Here is a 14,493-nt window from a genome sequence, read left to right as displayed (position 1 = left end):
TCGAATAAAATTGGATATCTAATCCAATATACCTTAAGTTATGCAGACACGTTCTCTCAGAACCCTCATACGGGTCTCGAATGTCGGCTCCTTTGCAAAAGCGGCCGAGCAGCAAAACATGACATTGTCTGCACTTTCAATGCAGATGAAGGCGCTTGAGGTGGAGCTTGGCGTCGACCTCTTTGACCGCACCGTACGACCACCGCGACTTACACCAATCGGCCGGAGCATCGTCGCGGCATCGATCCCGCTCCTGCAGCACGAAGACAGCCTTCGCAAAATCTGTCGCCCGACGGACACGCTTTTTGGGCATTTCCGAATAGGATTTGTCACAACTGCTGCCGTTCGCTTGCTGCCGAACTTCCTGAACAACGCAAAACGTCAAGCACCGCAAGCGACCTTCTCATTCGAAACCGGCCTGTCCAAGGTTCTACAAGAAAAGGTTGTAAGCGGTCAGCTTGATGCCGCCCTTCTTACAGATGCAGAAGGTGTTCCCGACACGCTTGCGGAAAAGGTGCTTCGAGTGGAACCCTTTGCCTTTGCAGCCCATGAGAAATTGCTGAAAGACGGCCTCGCGGGTTTATTGAATGCGCAGCCCTTCTTTCACTTTATGCCCGACACCGGGATCGGAAAACTCATTGCTGGAGAGATGCTTAAGCACAAAAGACCAAAGGGTTCCGAAACCATTGTCCTTGATAACCTTGAAGCGATTATGGAGTGTGTTTCGGCAGGCTTGGGTTTTACGCTTCTGCCTGTCCCCGATGTTTTGCGGTATCGGTCTGACGACGTCAAAAGTATTTGTCTTCCACAATCGTCGGCTCGGAAACTTGTTCTTGCGACCGTGCGCAAGGGCGCGTTGGCTGGAAGTGAGGCGATGCTTGCCGCGCTATTCTCGACAGGCGAGGCCGTCGCTGCGGGCGAATAAGAAACACCTTTCCTGCACTCGCGGCTTCGGCTTGATCGACTAAGGTCTTGAAACCCTCTTTTGGGTTCACGCAAGAACGACCGGAACCGGCCTTGGATAAACCGTTTAGATGCTGCGATGCAGTTTGTCGAACTAGCCACTCGCTACGGGAGCGATGGCCGCGTTCACGGGAACTCATAAATCGCGGAACAGATCAGGCTATTGCAATTGTAAAAGGCGTGTCCGCCTCGTGCATTTCTCCAAACTGGCGCCGTGATGTCTTAAGGCGCGCTTGACCAATATTGGGATCATGTTTCCCAAGGTGGATTTGAGCCAATCTCTGCGATCAGAAAATCCATGAATACCCGAACTTTGGGGGATAATACGTTGGACTTGGGATAGATAAGCCATAAAACATTGTCTTCCGTAGCCTCAAAGTCTGGCAGAATTTGCAACAACCGGCCCGATTTCAGGTGATCATACACGCTCCATAGTGCGTTTAGGGATATTCCGGCGCCGGCCAGAGTGGCGCAGACCTGGCTTTGGCCGTCGTCTATGATCAATTGACCCTTAGCCATCGCTGGGTCAAATGCGGTTTTCTCACCTGCCTTACCCGTTAGCGTGCGCAATTGGCGATTTTGGAAAGCGATCAGGTGGTGGCTTTTCAGATCGGCAGGTGTTTTAGGTGTGCCGTATGTGTCAAGATAGTGCGGCGCGGCGCACAGTATGCGTCGGTCATCAGCCAATTTTCGGCCTTTCAGGCTGGTGTCGACAAGCGGCGCATTTCTTAGTGCAAGGTCGTAACTCCCCTCGATAAGATCGAACTGCACATCCGATAGGCGCAAATCGAGCGTCAGATCGGGGTGCTGTTGAAGAAATTTCGGCAGGATTGGAGCAATGTAGAGCTGAGCAAAGGTGCTGGGCGCAGCGAAGCGCAATGTACCGCGGATGGTCGCTGTTTGTTTGCCCAACGCCGTAAGTGCTGCCTCTTCCTGCGCAATAATCTCTCGGGCGAAGGGCAGGAAATCGGCACCTTCAACAGACAGCGACACCTTGCGCGTTGTGCGATGTAACAGTTCGGAACCCAGGCTTTGCTCCAACTTGGCAAGCTTTGCGCTCGAGACAGCTGGAGCCATGCCCAAAGCGCGCCCCGCCGCACTGATGTTCAGCCTTTCTGCCGCCGCTACAAACAATCTCAGCGCGTCTGTATCAAGCCCCATTATATCGCAAACCCGAATTATCAATCCATAAATGGGCAGTTTATACGCAAATAGATTAGCGTTAAATCCCCTTCATGGATGCAACTCGGCATGGGAAGGAGATGCAGATGACGCGGACAGCCACAGTCAACTACCACGTTCACAAGCCCTGGCGGCAAGCCTTTGAACTAGATGCAGGCGGGATTGCTGGTAATTTGATTTCGCCCGAACTGGCCAGCACGGCTGTTGCATTGACAGATGCCCGCACCACGAGCAACACAGTTACATTTGCGTCTGATGCTGTTGAGTTCGCGCTGCTGGAAACGCAGGTACAAGATTTTACCGGCGAGGTCTGGAAACCGACATACGATGCGGAACTAACGGCAATACTCTCGTACAAGTTAGGTGCGCGCGAGGTTGTGGTTTTTGATCACACGGTTCGGATAGATGACCCAGGAGCGACGCGCAAACCCGCGCGCAACGTCCACAGTGACTATAGCAAGGACGGAGCCGAACAGCGGCTTGTCGATCTTTTGGGTGCCGAGGCCGCAGCGGAGTGGGCGCGCGGTCACTATGCTTTTGTTAATGTGTGGCGCCCTGTGGATCATCCTATCAACTCAGCACCCCTGGGCTTTGTTCGCCCGTCATCAGTTGAACCGTCTGATTGGATTTTGCTGGACCTGATTTATCCCGACCGCAATGGGCAAATAATGGGGCTGGTAGGAAACCCCAGGCATGAATGGATTTATCAATCGAAGATGACGCCGGATGAGGTCGCGATCTTCAACATCTATGACAATCAAGGTGCTCCGTCGATCGCGCATAGTGCGCTTGATATGGTCGAAGATTCAAACGTCAACACCATTCGCAAAAGCATCGAGAGCCGCACATTGGTGCGCTATTAAAGGAGAGCCGGACATGTTGGATAAAATGCAGCCTGCTGATTTTGCCCAAATCAACGTGGCCTATAACCGGGTATTTCGACCGGGACGGCTGAGCGTTGGCCTTGTGTTGCCGCTCGAAGCATATGCAGTCGGTGCAGAGCCGACGCTTCGGGATCATCTGGAAGCGGCTCGGAAAGCAGAGGACCTCGGGTTTGCATCACTTTGGCTGCGCGACGTGCCATTCAACGTTCCAAGCTTTGGTGATGCAGGACAGATTTTCGATCCATTTGTCTATCTGGGTGCGCTTGCTGCGGTGACGGACCGAATTGCCCTTGGAACGGCGAGCGTGATCTTGCCATTGCGTCACCCCGCTCATGTAGCCAAGGCGGCGGCGAGCGCGGACGTGCTCTCGGGCGGACGGTTGCTCTTGGGTGTAGCCTCCGGGGACCGGCCTGAGGAGTATCCGGCTATGAACCAGAGCTATGATGACCGCGGGGCACGTTTCCGCGACAGCTTTGACTACATCCGCGCCGTTGGATTGGACTATCCCGAGCGTGAAAGTGCACAGGGTACGCTGTCTGGCGGGATTGACCTGCTGCCAAAGCCGCATGGGACCCGCCTGCCGATGATTATTACGGGTGGTAGCCAGCAATCCCCCGATTGGGTGGCGCAGAACGGCGATGGTTGGATGACCTATCCGCGCAATGCGACTGCTCAAAGGCAGGTTATTGCGGACTATCGGAGGCGCGGGAAGGAAGCGGGCCAGCCAGACAAGCCTGTCATGCAATCCCTGTATATCGATGTCGTTGCCGATCACGCCGCACCACCGCGCCCGATCCATCTTGGGTTTCAGTCTGGCACCGATTTCCTGCGTAGCTATCTACGTGAAATAGAAACGCTTGGGGTCAATCACGTTGCACTGAACCTACGGTTCAATCAAGCGCCCATCGATACGACCCTCGAACACTTGGCGGATACCGTACTGCCCGACTTTTCCTAAAGGATCAGATCAATGACCAAGACTATACTCATTACAGGTTCAACCGACGGCATTGGTTTGCTCACGGCAAAGAAGCTGGCCGCCGATGGACACAAAGTACTTCTGCATGGACGCAGTACCTCCAAATTGGGCAGCGCTGCCACCGACGTCGGCGGCGATGTCGAATCTTATACCGCTGATCTGAGCGATCTGTCCGCAGTGCGAGAACTGGCTGAAAGCGTAAAGGCCAAACATGACAAACTGGACGTGTTGATCAACAATGCAGGTGTGCTGAAAGCTCCGCAAACCGTGCTTGCGAATGGGCAGGACATCCGCTTTGTCGTCAACACACTCGCACCCTATCTGCTCACAGAATTGCTGATGCCGATCATTCCCGCCGACGGGCGCGTCGTGAACCTGTCATCGGCAGCGCAGGCCCCGGTGAATATTAATGCACTGGAGGGTAGTGTCCCGCTGGCTGATATGGAGGCTTATGCGCAAAGCAAGCTGGCGATCACCATCTGGACCCGGGAATGGGCCAAATCTCTGTCCGATGCACCCGTCATGGTCGCGGTAAATCCGGGATCGCTGTTGGCCTCAAAGATGGTGAAAGAAGGATTCGGCCTAGCCGGGAACGATATGAACATCGGCGCTGATATCCTGATTGACGCAGCATTGGGTGATCGGTTCGCTGATGCGTCAGGTGCCTATTTTGACAATGACAGCGGTGCCTTCGCGAATCCACATGCCGCAGCACTGGACAAAGCACATGTTGCCGACGTCATGAACTCGATCAGAGGTTTGATTAACCAGACCAACTGACCCGCGCTGCGCTAAATCCAGACGCGCTTCCAACTTTAACCTCCTTTACCCCTCGCGTGTGCCGCGTCGAGGCCCAAGAAAGGACTGTCTGATGAAATATGAGAACTTTCAAACCTTTGACGTTGCTGTTGAAAACGGCATCGCAACAGTCACATTCAACTTTGGCACCGTAAACGTGCAAGGCCAGGAAATGCTGGCCGACCTCAACAGTCTGGCCATGCGGCTAGAGCGAGACCGCGAAACCAAGGTCGTGATCTTTCAGTCCGCCAACCCGGAAATCTGGGTCTGCCACTACGATACCGAGCTGCTCAAGGATATGTCGACTGAGGCCGTATCCCGGGAGGACGCACAGCTTTTGGACCTTCAATCGGTCTGCGAGCGGATCAGCAAGGTGCCACAAGCCACCATCGCAAAGCTGGAAGGGTTCGCACGTGGTGGCGGACACGAGTTGGCGTTGGCGCTCGACATGCGATTTGCGGCGCGGGGTAAGTACAAGTTCATGCAGATGGAAGTTGGAATGGGCATCCTGCCTTGCGGCGGCGGTGCTTCGCGCATGGCACGTCAAACCGGCCTTGGAAAAGCGCTTGAGATCATCCTGAGCGCACAAGACTACGATGCGGATGATGCAGAACGTCTGGGCACCATAAACAAGGCTTTGGAGCCAGATGAGATTGGCCCGTATGTGACGGCTCTGGCCGAGCGGATCGCAAAATTCCCGGCAGAGTCGATCAATGCCTGCAAGCAGATGGTCTATGAATCCATCGACAAACCCATTGATGAAGCGCTGAAGGCCGAAGCCTATTGGCTGTATCAGGCCACAAGCAAAACCCCGGCGGTTAAACGGTTCACCATCGCGGATGAACAGGGTCTGGAACACGACATCGAAAACCAGCGCAAGTGGGGCGATCTGGTTATGCAGGTTCAGGATATCAACTGATCCGTCCTCCAACACAATGATCACGTCAGGCGTGCGCTGTTCAAAGCCGCGCCTGACACTTCGCTAAAAAAGGAATATCCCAATGAAAGCTATGGTTCTGAACGCCTACGGACCCGATGCACCGTTCGAGCTTGTGGAAATGCCCGACCCGGTCGCAACGTCTGGGCATGTAGTCGTCAAAGTGGCCGCGGCCAGCGTCAATACCGTCGATACAATGATCCGAAGCATGGGCGCGGATCTACCTCTGTCCCCCAATTTGCCCGCGGTCCTTGGCATGGATTTTGCTGGCACAATCACCGCCGTTGGCGAAGGTGTTAGAGGTTTTTCCATAGGCGATGAGGTGTATGGCTGCGCCGGTGGTTTGATGGACCTCCCTGGTTCGCTAGCGAAGTACATCAAGGCGGATGCCCGCCTGATTGCACACAAACCCAAGACGCTGAGCATGCGAGAAGCCGCGGCGCTGCCTCTCGTAGGCATCACCGCCTACGAAGGATTGACGCGCGCCGGTGTCGGCGAAGGGCAGACCGTTCTGGTTCAAGGCGGTGCCGGTGGCGTTGGTCATGTTGCCGTTCAAGTTGCGCGCCACCTTGGCGCAACCGTGTCGGCAACAGGTCGTGGAGCGGATCAGTTAGCCCTCATCGAGGGTCTCGGTGCGCGCCCGTTGGATTTCACAACCCAAAAGGTCGAGGACTACGTGGCCGAACACACTGATGGCGTGGGCTTCGATGTGGTGTTTGATAGCGTGGGTGGGCCTAACATGACGAACTCGTTCGAAGCGGCCAAGCTCAATGGCCAAGTCGCCTCAACCGTCGCGATGGTCGAGATTGATCTGACACCTGTGCATTTCAAAGGTCTGTCTCTGCACGTCGTCTTCATGCTGATCCCGATGATGCATGATGTCGGGCGTCAATCCCATGGTGACATCCTGAAAACTCTGGCGGAAATGGCGGACGCGGGCCAACTCAAACCAATTGTTGACGAACAGAGGTTTGGGTGGACCAATGTCGATGCAGCCTATGAGCACCTGACAAACGGAGCGGCGGTCGGAAAAGTTGTTGTAGAGCTGTGAACGGAACCAGTCGGGATTGGTGCGCAGAGATGTAATTGCGCACCAATCCAGTATGGCCTGATATTGATATCGACCATCAGTACTCAGCCAAGCTGAATGCAAGTTGCAGCTCAGATTGCTATGAACTCAAAGCACTGGTCGGAGCTGACGCAGCACATGGATCCCCTCCGCTGCTGGCGATACTAACTGATACCGCCATTGCGGTTTCCAGTCCCAAGAACCTTTACTTCCAGCCAGTGGAAACCAAATGCGATCACGCCCGCGACGAGAATATAGAATACGGCCAACAGGATGAGCGGCTCGTAAATAATGAAAGTGTCGGAGCGCACACGTGAAGACACGGCGTAAATGTCGACGACAGTGATCGTCGCAACCAATGGAGTTGCTTTGAGTTGCAATATGGTTTCGCCGCCCAATGTCGGCAGGACGTTGCGGATAGCCTGCGGCAACCAGATACGGCGAAACATGGTGAAACGTGGCATGCCAAATGCCTTGGCTGCCTCAAGCTGACCCTTGGCGACCCCTTTGAAGGCACCGCGCATCACCTCTCCTTCGTAGCCGGCATAGGACAACGTCAGCGCCAGTACTGCATATGGCCAGGCCTGTCGCAAATAGGGCCACAACTCGGAAGAGCGTATCCAGGGGAACTGCGGAAACAAAGACCCAAGCCCATAATACAATAACCAGAGTTGCAGCAGCAGCGGTGTGCCACGGATGATAGTGCAAAATGCCTTGGCCGGGGCGGCAAGATACCAAGGCCCAACCGCCTGTGCCAATCCAAGAGGAACGGCGAGTAGGAAACCCAAAACTACGGTGACCACCAACAGCCAGATTGTCGTCCAAATGCCCTGAAGGGCGAGCGGCGCATATTTCGGGATCCAGTCCCACTGAAGAGAGACGGCGCACCAGACAACGATTCCAGCGAATATCAGCATCATCACAATGCGATGTGGTTGCATCAAAGATCTGAAATCAATCATCTGCCCCCTCCCTTCAGAGAGGGTTGGCCGCGACGCGCCCATTTCTCAATCCGAGCGAAGATGCCGCCCGAACACAGCGTAACCATGAGATAAAGAAATCCCGCTGCCAGAAAGAAAGTAAAATAGGCGCGTGTACTGCTTGCAGCCTGGCGGGTTTCCAGTGTCAGCTCGTTGAAACCCACAACAGCGAGCAACGCGGTATCTTTGGTTGCAATCAGCCACAGGTTGGCAAGACCTGGCACGGCGAAGCTCATCATGGCCGGGATTGTCACGCGGCGCATGGTCATGAAGGCGGGCATCCCGTAGGATTTGGCGGCTTCGATCTGACCGGGCGGAACCGCCTGAATTGCGCCGCGCAAAATCTCGGTCGCGTAAGCGCCCTGGACAACACCCAGCACCCATATGCCTGCGCCAACACCACTGACCTCAACCCGACCCCCGCCCATTGCGGCGGAGATTTTGTTTATGATGTCAGATCCCACGTAATACAGGATCAGGATCAGGACCAGCTCGGGCACAGCCCGGATCACCGTCGTGTAGATGGCGAGAAGATCGCGCGTGACCTTCCCGCCATAGAGTTTGCCATAAGCTCCGAACAATCCGATCACGAGACCGAGGGCATAAGCGCCGAAAGCGATCTGCAATGAGTGGGACAATCCGCGCAGCAGATTGGCCCCCCATCCCGGCGGCGAGAGCGACAAAAGCTCTGCGCTCTGTGCCAATCCAAGTGAATCCAACAGTCCGTTCACAGCAGCGGCTTAGTAAATGCTGGCCGAGAAATAGTTCGATGTGATCTTCTCGTGCGTGCCATCGGCAAGAATTGCGGCGATGCCTTTGTTCAGCGCCTCACGCAGGTCATCTTGCCCTTTGCGCACTCCAGCCCCAACGCCGCGTCCCAGAATAGCGGGATCATCTGCAACGGCGCCTTTAATTTCACAGCAAGCGCCCGCATCCGAGTTTACGAAGTCTGCCATGGCGATGCTGTCTGCTTGAGTTGCATCAATACGGCCTGCGAACAGGTCCTGATTGGCCTCATCCTGTGTCTGATAAACCCGCAGTTCAGCATCCTTGAAATATTCCTGCGCATAGGCCTGGTGGATGGTCGAAGCCTGAATGCCGACAACTTTACCCGCCAGCGACTCTGGTGTTGCTTCGATATCCATCGATTTGTCCGCAACGATTACAGCGGGTGTGTTGTAGTAAGGATCGCTGAAATCAATGGTTTTCAGCCGCTCCTCGGTGATCGACATAGAGGCCATGATGGCGTCGATTTGCTGCCCGGTCAGCGATGGGATGATACCATCCCAGGCTACAGGCGTTATAACACAGTCCAGTTCGGCAGCTGCACAGACAGCATTGATAACATCGATCTCCCATCCAACCCAGTTGCCTGAGCTGTCAAGCGAAGCGAATGGTGGATAAGGTTCAGCCGCGATACCGATCTTGATCTCTTCGGCACTGGCGACACCAGCTGAAAGGATGGCGGCGGCAACTCCGGACGCAAGCAGTTTCTTAAGGTTCATTTTGTTACTCCCTTTTGGTTCATTAGTTTGTTTTGACTGGATCAGGCGACCGAGCTGAGGAACTGCTTCAACCGCTCTGATTTTGGATTACCGAAGACCTCGGCAGGTGGACCCTGCTCTTCAATGCGGCCTTCGAAAAGATAGACAACGTGGCTGGCAACTTCGCGCGCAAATTTCATTTCATGGGTGACGAGCAGCATGGTGCGTCCTTCACCAGCGAGATCACGGATCACGTTCAAAACTTCGCCGACCAACTCGGGGTCCAGCGCCGATGTGGGCTCATCGAAAAGCATCACCGAAGGATCTACGGCAAGCGCACGGGCAATGGCAGCGCGTTGTTGCTGACCGCCAGATAGATAGGCCGGAAAGGTGTCGGCCTTGTCACCAAGCCCTACCCTTTTCAACAGGTCGTGCGCCCGCGAGATAGCCTCTGCCTTTGGCACCTTGAGGACATGTATCGGCACTTCGATCACGTTCTCCAAAAGCGTGCGATGCGTCCACAGATTGAACTGCTGAAAAACCATTGCCAGCCGCGTTCGGATACGCTCGATCTGGCGGCGGTTCGCTGGGCTACCATCGGCGTGCATTTCAACCAATTCACCGCCTATGGTGATTTTTCCCGAGCTCGGCGTTTCCAAGAAGTTGATACAGCGCAGCATGGTGGATTTGCCCGAGCCTGACCCCCCGATGATTGCGACAACGTCCCCCTTGTTGGCAGTCAGGGAGACACCCTTCAGGACCTCTAGCGCACCAAAGGATTTGTGCAGGTCCTCAATCTTTATCGCCTCAATGGACGCAGTGGCTTCGGGTGTGGGTGATGCTGCTTCGGCTGTGTCCATATCCAACAATCTTCTGATTTCAGCTTGCAGTAAGCCTCGAATCTCGCAATTATGCAAGTGTATAATAACTCCATGCCATGGATGACACTGACGTGCAGGACGACAGCCGCAAATTTAAACGTGAGTCTGCTGAGTTTCGGCGCGAGGCGCTGATATTGGCGACTTTGGACCTGATCGCCGAGATGGGCGTCCGCGGTGCCACGGTGCGTGAGATTGCAGCCCGCGCGAACGTGACCCAAGGGTTGATCCGTCATTATTTCTCTTCAAAAGAAGAGTTGGTTCAAGCGGCGTATGAGCACCACATGAATACGCTAACCGATCAGACAGCAGCTTCGTCAGGAATGGGAAGCGCGGTATCTCAGTTGACCAACTTCGTTGACGCGTCGCTGCGACCACCAATCGTTGATCCAAGCGCTGTGGCGTTGTGGGCCAGCTTTCTGAACAAGGTGCAACATGATTCAAAAATGCAGCGCATTCACCAGCAGACCTATAACTATTTCCGGGGTCACCTCGAGGAGCTGATCGTCGCTGCATTGCTGGAAACCGGACGTTCAGTTGCTGCAACGGAGGCAACGCAACTGGCCATTGCTTGCAACGCGGTAATCGACGGCCTTTGGCTGGAAGGCGGTGCGCTTCCGGACGCGTTTTCCGAAGGGCAACTGGCGCAGATCGGCTTGGACTCGGTAAGCGCCATCTTAGCGATACCATTGAACAAAGAGGCGGAGCAGCCATGAAGACCACATCTGTGACTGAGCGTTTAGCGGGGTTGGGTGGTGCCAAATGGGGTGTACACCTGAAAGCACGTGACCTTATCAAAGCCGGAGCGGATATCGTCGAAATGACGATTGGAGAGCCGGATGTGCCCGTGCCAGCCGCATTGGTAGAAGCCACCGTAACCTCCTTGCGGGCACAACGGACAGGGTATTCCAACGGGCGCGGTGAAGCCGGACTGCTTGACGCGCTTGCTGCTCGCTATTCAACCTCTCGTGGGCGGCCCTTCGGACCCGAGAACTTTTTGTGCTTTCCCGGGACGCAAACCGCCCTATTCGCAGTGATGTCCGGGATTGCAGAGGCCGGAGACGAGGTTTTGGTTGGTGATCCGATGTACGCGACATACGAAGGAGTCGTGCGTGCATCCGGGGCGGATATGGTGCCTGTGCCGCTTCGGCCAGAGCACGGGTTTCGCATGCAAGCCGAAGATATTGCTGCACGCATCACTCCACGCAGCCGCGCCATTCTTCTGACAACGCCACACAACCCGACAGGTGCAATTCTGACTACCACGGAAATTGCCGAAATCGGGCAGCTCGCCATGGCGCACGATTTATGGATCATCTCGGACGAGGTCTATGAAGAACTGATCTTTGACGAGGCCGAATTTGCTTCACCATTGGCAGACCCGAAACTGGCGGATCGTGTCATAGGTGTATCATCCATCTCGAAATCACATGCTGCCCCAGGGTTTCGTAGCGGTTGGTGTGTCGGACCAGCAGCGTTTTGTGAAGCGCTGCTGCCGTATTCCGAAACAATGCTCTTTGGCAATCAGCCCTTCATCGCGGACATGACCGAAAAGGCAATCCGCGACGGGTCCGAGGTTGCGCCCGGCATGGCCGCTCGTTTCTCTGGCCGCGCCACCCTGCTGGCTGATCGTCTTGAAGCAGAAACGGATCTGACGGTTCATCGCCCAGAGGCGGGAATGTTCGCCCTCATCAACGTTTCTGCCACCGGGTTTGATGGTGAAGCTTATGCGTGGGATCTGTTACAGGCCGGGGTGGCTGTCATGCCAGGGTCCGCCTTTGGCGACGGTCTGAAAGACTGGGTCCGGGTCGCGCTGACGATTAGTGACGCCGATTTTGCCACAGCGGTTTCTCGCATCATTGATCACGCCAACAGCAAATCACGCGAGGTTGCATGAGCGGAATGACAATCGGCGAAGCTTTGGTTGCCAAGCTTCGCCAAAGAGATGTGACCTGCGTCTTCGGAATTCCGGGCGTTCACACGGTCGAACTTTACCGCGGTCTTGCGGCTTCGGGCATTCGTCATATCACGCCCAGGCATGAACAGGGTGCTGGTTTCATGGCTGATGGCTACGCGCGTGTTTCGGGGAAACCGGGTGTGACCTTTGTGATCACCGGCCCCGGATTGACCAACACCTTGACACCGATGGCGCAGGCGCGCGCTGATTCAATTCCGATGTTGGTGGTCTCTGGTGTCAATAAAACCGCTTCACTTGGCAAGGGCTTGGGACATCTGCATGAATTGCCAGACCAACTGGGGCTGGCCAGAACAGTTGCGTTGGTGTCAGAACAAGTTCCCGACTCCAACGCTCTGGACCCGGTCTTGGACCGTGTTTTTCACGACCTCACCAACGGTCGCCCAGGGCCGGTGCATATAGAGGTCCCGTTGGATGTAGCAGCAGAAAAATATCAAAAAACACCAGTCGAGACGCTCGATCCAGCACCCCCGGTCAATCCAGATTTAATCTCACAAGCGGCAAGGCAACTGGCTAAAGCAAATCGAGTTGTCATTCTGGCGGGCGGTGGCGCGAAAAAAGCGGAAACCGATTTACAGACATTGGCTGAAACCCTCGATGCCCCCGTCGTGCAAACCGTCAACGCACGGGGCATGATGCACCGACATCCACTGACCGTTCCTGCCAGCCCGAGCCTCAAAGCAGTACGCGAGCTGATAGAAAGCGCTGATTGCGTTCTGGCTTTGGGTACCGAATTGGGGCCAACCGACTATGACATGTACGGCACCGAGCAAATAGCAGGAAGGTCAGGCCTGATACGGGTGGATCGCTGCAGCGATCAACTGGCGCGACATGAGGCAGCGCTAACCATTCAAGGTGACGTTAATTTGGTTGTACCGGCGCTGTTTGGGGCATTGTCCAATGAGGCAAAGCAAGACGACGGTGCCGAACGCGCCAGCAAAACACGCCGCGCCGCCTGGGAGGAAATTGGTCCGGACTATCGCCATCAGGTCGAAATCCTGAACGCCATTCGCTCGGCAGTTCCGAATGCATTGATGGTCGGAGACTCAACCCAACCAATTTATGCCGGCAATCTTTTCTACGACCACGACCGGGCCGGAGGTTGGTTCAACGCAGCAACGGGATATGGCGCGCTCGGCTACGGGATACCCGCTGCCATCGGCGCGTCGATCGCCGATCCGACTGCAAGGGCGATCTGCATTGTCGGCGATGGAGGTGCACAGTTTTCATTGCCTGAAATCATGGCCGCAGCAGATGAAAACCTGCCGGTCACCTTCGTGATCTGGAACAATCATGGATACCAGGAAATTGCCGCGTCGATGCGGGATGTGGGTGTGACCGTCATAGGTTGTGATCCTTCGCCCCCGAATTTTTCTGCATCAGCCAAGTCTTTTGGCATTCCATTCACCAAGGTTCCGGCCGAACCACAGGCTGTCGCGCAGGCGTTGCGCGAAACTGTCGCTTTAGATGGGCCTGCAATGATCGAAGTCATCGCTCCGAAATGTGAACCTCAGAAAGATTGAAACATGTCAGACCCGACCTTTGAGTTCTCCCGCGCCATCACCCGCCGCCCGGCTGCGACCATTGCTGGCGGTTTGCGTGCAAAGGATATTGGAAACCCCGATTTCGAAGGGATGATGGCGGCACACAAGGCTTACGTGGCTGCACTGAAAAGCACCGGGGCTGAAGTAATCGAACTTGATCCCCTCGACGCGTTCCCCGACGCGCAGTTTGTCGAGGATACGGCCCTTTGCCTGCCGCAAGGCGCTGTGCTGATGCGGCCAGGCGCACCATCGCGGATGGGTGAGGTGGCAGAAATGGCGCCAAATCTTCGCGCTTGCTACGGGACGGTTCTGGAAATCAACGGCCCCGGCCATATCGAGGGCGGAGATATTCTTGTAACCGGCCGCGAAATTTTGGTGGGCAGATCAGACCGCACTGACGCTGAAGGTGTCGCCGAGCTGTCTAAAATCACCTCCGCGTGGGGCCACAAACTGCGCGAAGTGTTTACACCGGAAGGCGTTTTGCACTTCAAGACAGATTGTTCACTGATGGATGCCGAAACAATCCTGTCTACCCGAAGACTTGATGCATCAGGCTGCTTTGAGGGCTACCGAGTGCTTCATGTTGCTGATGGGGAAGAAGCTGCTGCCAACGCAATCCGCTTCAACAATCTGGTGCTGATGGCTGCTGGCTTCTCACGCACAGCTGACATGTTGGATCGTGAAGGGTATGAGATCGTAGAAATTGACAACACCGATTGCGCCAAGCTGGATGGCGGCATGTCATGTCTCTCGCTAAGATTTTGAAGGGTTATTCGTCAACTTTTGGTTATCGGCGGTCTTTTAGTTGGCGAATGAATAT

The 14,493-nt window shown here is 55.2% G+C and carries 15 protein-coding genes; 10 read left to right on the top strand and 5 right to left on the bottom strand.

Translation table 11 applies throughout. The features are described from left to right. The first annotated feature begins 40 nt into the window (after positions 1–40). The gene (locus tag ACR0JG_RS06930) at positions 41–925 is read left to right on the top strand and encodes a LysR family transcriptional regulator (protein WP_480568457.1); all 885 of its coding nucleotides are present in this window, start codon (positions 41–43) and stop codon (positions 923–925) included. 287 nt (positions 926–1,212) lie between these two features. Here the strand turns inward: ACR0JG_RS06930 and ACR0JG_RS06925 are convergent, their stop codons facing one another. Further along, a complete protein-coding gene (locus tag ACR0JG_RS06925) occupies positions 1,213–2,124 on the bottom strand; it encodes a LysR family transcriptional regulator (protein ID WP_170663445.1) in 912 nt (303 codons plus the stop codon). A 107-nt stretch (positions 2,125–2,231) separates the two neighbouring features. Here ACR0JG_RS06925 and ACR0JG_RS06920 point away from each other — a divergent pair, with 107 nt between their 5' ends. The 5 genes from ACR0JG_RS06920 to ACR0JG_RS06900 all read left to right on the top strand — a co-directional run bounded on the left by ACR0JG_RS06920 (position 2,232) and on the right by ACR0JG_RS06900 (position 6,794). Next, entirely contained in the window at positions 2,232–3,008 is a 777-nt protein-coding gene (locus tag ACR0JG_RS06920; RefSeq protein ID WP_480568453.1) for a CmcJ/NvfI family oxidoreductase, read from the top strand. A gap of 13 nt (positions 3,009–3,021) precedes the next feature. After that, the gene (locus tag ACR0JG_RS06915; protein ID WP_480568450.1) at positions 3,022–3,987 is read left to right on the top strand and encodes an LLM class oxidoreductase; all 966 of its coding nucleotides are present in this window, start codon (positions 3,022–3,024) and stop codon (positions 3,985–3,987) included. Positions 3,988–3,999: 12 nt separating this feature from the next. Beyond that, a complete protein-coding gene (locus ACR0JG_RS06910) occupies positions 4,000–4,788 on the top strand; it encodes an SDR family NAD(P)-dependent oxidoreductase (RefSeq protein ID WP_480568447.1) in 789 nt (262 codons plus the stop codon). A gap of 91 nt (positions 4,789–4,879) precedes the next feature. After that, complete coding sequence (locus ACR0JG_RS06905; RefSeq protein WP_170394211.1) at positions 4,880–5,725, top strand: enoyl-CoA hydratase/isomerase family protein; 846 nt, start codon at positions 4,880–4,882, stop codon at positions 5,723–5,725. An 82-nt stretch (positions 5,726–5,807) separates the two neighbouring features. After that, positions 5,808–6,794: a zinc-dependent alcohol dehydrogenase family protein gene (locus tag ACR0JG_RS06900; RefSeq protein ID WP_480568444.1), complete on the top strand. Its 987-nt coding sequence runs from the start codon at positions 5,808–5,810 to the stop codon at positions 6,792–6,794. A 182-nt stretch (positions 6,795–6,976) separates the two neighbouring features. On the opposite strand, the gene ACR0JG_RS06895 is transcribed toward ACR0JG_RS06900, so the two are convergent. From ACR0JG_RS06895 to ACR0JG_RS06880, 4 genes are read right to left on the bottom strand one after another with little or no spacing between them, the layout of a single operon-like run. Then, entirely contained in the window at positions 6,977–7,774 is a 798-nt protein-coding gene (locus tag ACR0JG_RS06895) for an ABC transporter permease (RefSeq protein ID WP_170625582.1), read from the bottom strand. Beyond that, a complete protein-coding gene (locus tag ACR0JG_RS06890) occupies positions 7,771–8,523 on the bottom strand; it encodes an ABC transporter permease (RefSeq protein WP_170423024.1) in 753 nt (250 codons plus the stop codon). The genes ACR0JG_RS06895 and ACR0JG_RS06890 overlap by 4 nt, the downstream gene beginning before the upstream one ends. Positions 8,524–8,532: 9 nt before the next feature. Continuing rightward, positions 8,533–9,297 carry a transporter substrate-binding domain-containing protein gene (locus tag ACR0JG_RS06885; protein WP_480568441.1) on the bottom strand — a complete coding sequence of 255 codons (765 nt, stop codon included), beginning with the start codon at positions 9,295–9,297 and terminating at the stop codon, positions 8,533–8,535. Positions 9,298–9,338: 41 nt separating this feature from the next. Continuing rightward, on the bottom strand, positions 9,339–10,136 hold the full coding sequence (locus tag ACR0JG_RS06880; RefSeq protein WP_170561701.1) for an ATP-binding cassette domain-containing protein: 798 nt from the start codon (positions 10,134–10,136) through the stop codon (positions 9,339–9,341). Positions 10,137–10,213: 77 nt separating this feature from the next. On the opposite strand from ACR0JG_RS06880, the gene ACR0JG_RS06875 reads away from it, so the two are divergent. Genes ACR0JG_RS06875 through ACR0JG_RS06860 form a run of 4 tightly spaced genes read left to right on the top strand, consistent with a single transcriptional unit; the run spans position 10,214 to position 14,438 of the window. Next, complete coding sequence (locus tag ACR0JG_RS06875; RefSeq protein WP_480568438.1) at positions 10,214–10,870, top strand: TetR/AcrR family transcriptional regulator; 657 nt, start codon at positions 10,214–10,216, stop codon at positions 10,868–10,870. After that, positions 10,867–12,051 carry a pyridoxal phosphate-dependent aminotransferase gene (locus ACR0JG_RS06870; protein ID WP_480568435.1) on the top strand — a complete coding sequence of 395 codons (1,185 nt, stop codon included), beginning with the start codon at positions 10,867–10,869 and terminating at the stop codon, positions 12,049–12,051. Before ACR0JG_RS06875 ends, ACR0JG_RS06870 begins: the two co-directional genes overlap by 4 nt. After that, positions 12,048–13,652 carry a 5-guanidino-2-oxopentanoate decarboxylase gene (locus tag ACR0JG_RS06865; protein WP_480568432.1) on the top strand — a complete coding sequence of 535 codons (1,605 nt, stop codon included), beginning with the start codon at positions 12,048–12,050 and terminating at the stop codon, positions 13,650–13,652. The genes ACR0JG_RS06870 and ACR0JG_RS06865 overlap by 4 nt, the downstream gene beginning before the upstream one ends. Positions 13,653–13,655: 3 nt before the next feature. After that, positions 13,656–14,438, top strand: coding sequence for a dimethylarginine dimethylaminohydrolase family protein (locus ACR0JG_RS06860; RefSeq protein ID WP_480568429.1), 783 nt, complete (start codon positions 13,656–13,658; stop codon positions 14,436–14,438). The last annotated feature ends 55 nt before the right edge of the window (positions 14,439–14,493 follow it).

The sequence above is a fragment of the Ruegeria sp. AD5 genome (assembly GCF_056542345.1).
Note: the sequence above shows the minus strand (reverse complement) of the source record. Positions and strands in the feature narration are given on the sequence as shown.

Bases quoted from the DNA above. Each gene is read 5' to 3' on its own strand.
- ACR0JG_RS06930 (WP_480568457.1), top strand. From the start codon at position 41: ATGCAGACACGTTCTCTCAGAACCCTCATACGGGTCTCGAATGTCGGC.
- ACR0JG_RS06925 (WP_170663445.1), bottom strand. From the start codon at position 2,124: ATGGGGCTTGATACAGACGCGCTGAGATTGTTTGTAGCGGCGGCAGAA.
- ACR0JG_RS06920 (WP_480568453.1), top strand. From the start codon at position 2,232: ATGACGCGGACAGCCACAGTCAACTACCACGTTCACAAGCCCTGGCGG.
- ACR0JG_RS06915 (WP_480568450.1), top strand. From the start codon at position 3,022: ATGTTGGATAAAATGCAGCCTGCTGATTTTGCCCAAATCAACGTGGCC.
- ACR0JG_RS06910 (WP_480568447.1), top strand. From the start codon at position 4,000: ATGACCAAGACTATACTCATTACAGGTTCAACCGACGGCATTGGTTTG.
- ACR0JG_RS06905 (WP_170394211.1), top strand. From the start codon at position 4,880: ATGAAATATGAGAACTTTCAAACCTTTGACGTTGCTGTTGAAAACGGC.
- ACR0JG_RS06900 (WP_480568444.1), top strand. From the start codon at position 5,808: ATGAAAGCTATGGTTCTGAACGCCTACGGACCCGATGCACCGTTCGAG.
- ACR0JG_RS06895 (WP_170625582.1), bottom strand. From the start codon at position 7,774: ATGATTGATTTCAGATCTTTGATGCAACCACATCGCATTGTGATGATG.
- ACR0JG_RS06885 (WP_480568441.1), bottom strand. From the start codon at position 9,297: ATGAACCTTAAGAAACTGCTTGCGTCCGGAGTTGCCGCCGCCATCCTT.
- ACR0JG_RS06880 (WP_170561701.1), bottom strand. From the start codon at position 10,136: ATGGACACAGCCGAAGCAGCATCACCCACACCCGAAGCCACTGCGTCC.
- ACR0JG_RS06875 (WP_480568438.1), top strand. From the start codon at position 10,214: ATGGATGACACTGACGTGCAGGACGACAGCCGCAAATTTAAACGTGAG.
- ACR0JG_RS06870 (WP_480568435.1), top strand. From the start codon at position 10,867: ATGAAGACCACATCTGTGACTGAGCGTTTAGCGGGGTTGGGTGGTGCC.
- ACR0JG_RS06865 (WP_480568432.1), top strand. From the start codon at position 12,048: ATGAGCGGAATGACAATCGGCGAAGCTTTGGTTGCCAAGCTTCGCCAA.
- ACR0JG_RS06860 (WP_480568429.1), top strand. From the start codon at position 13,656: ATGTCAGACCCGACCTTTGAGTTCTCCCGCGCCATCACCCGCCGCCCG.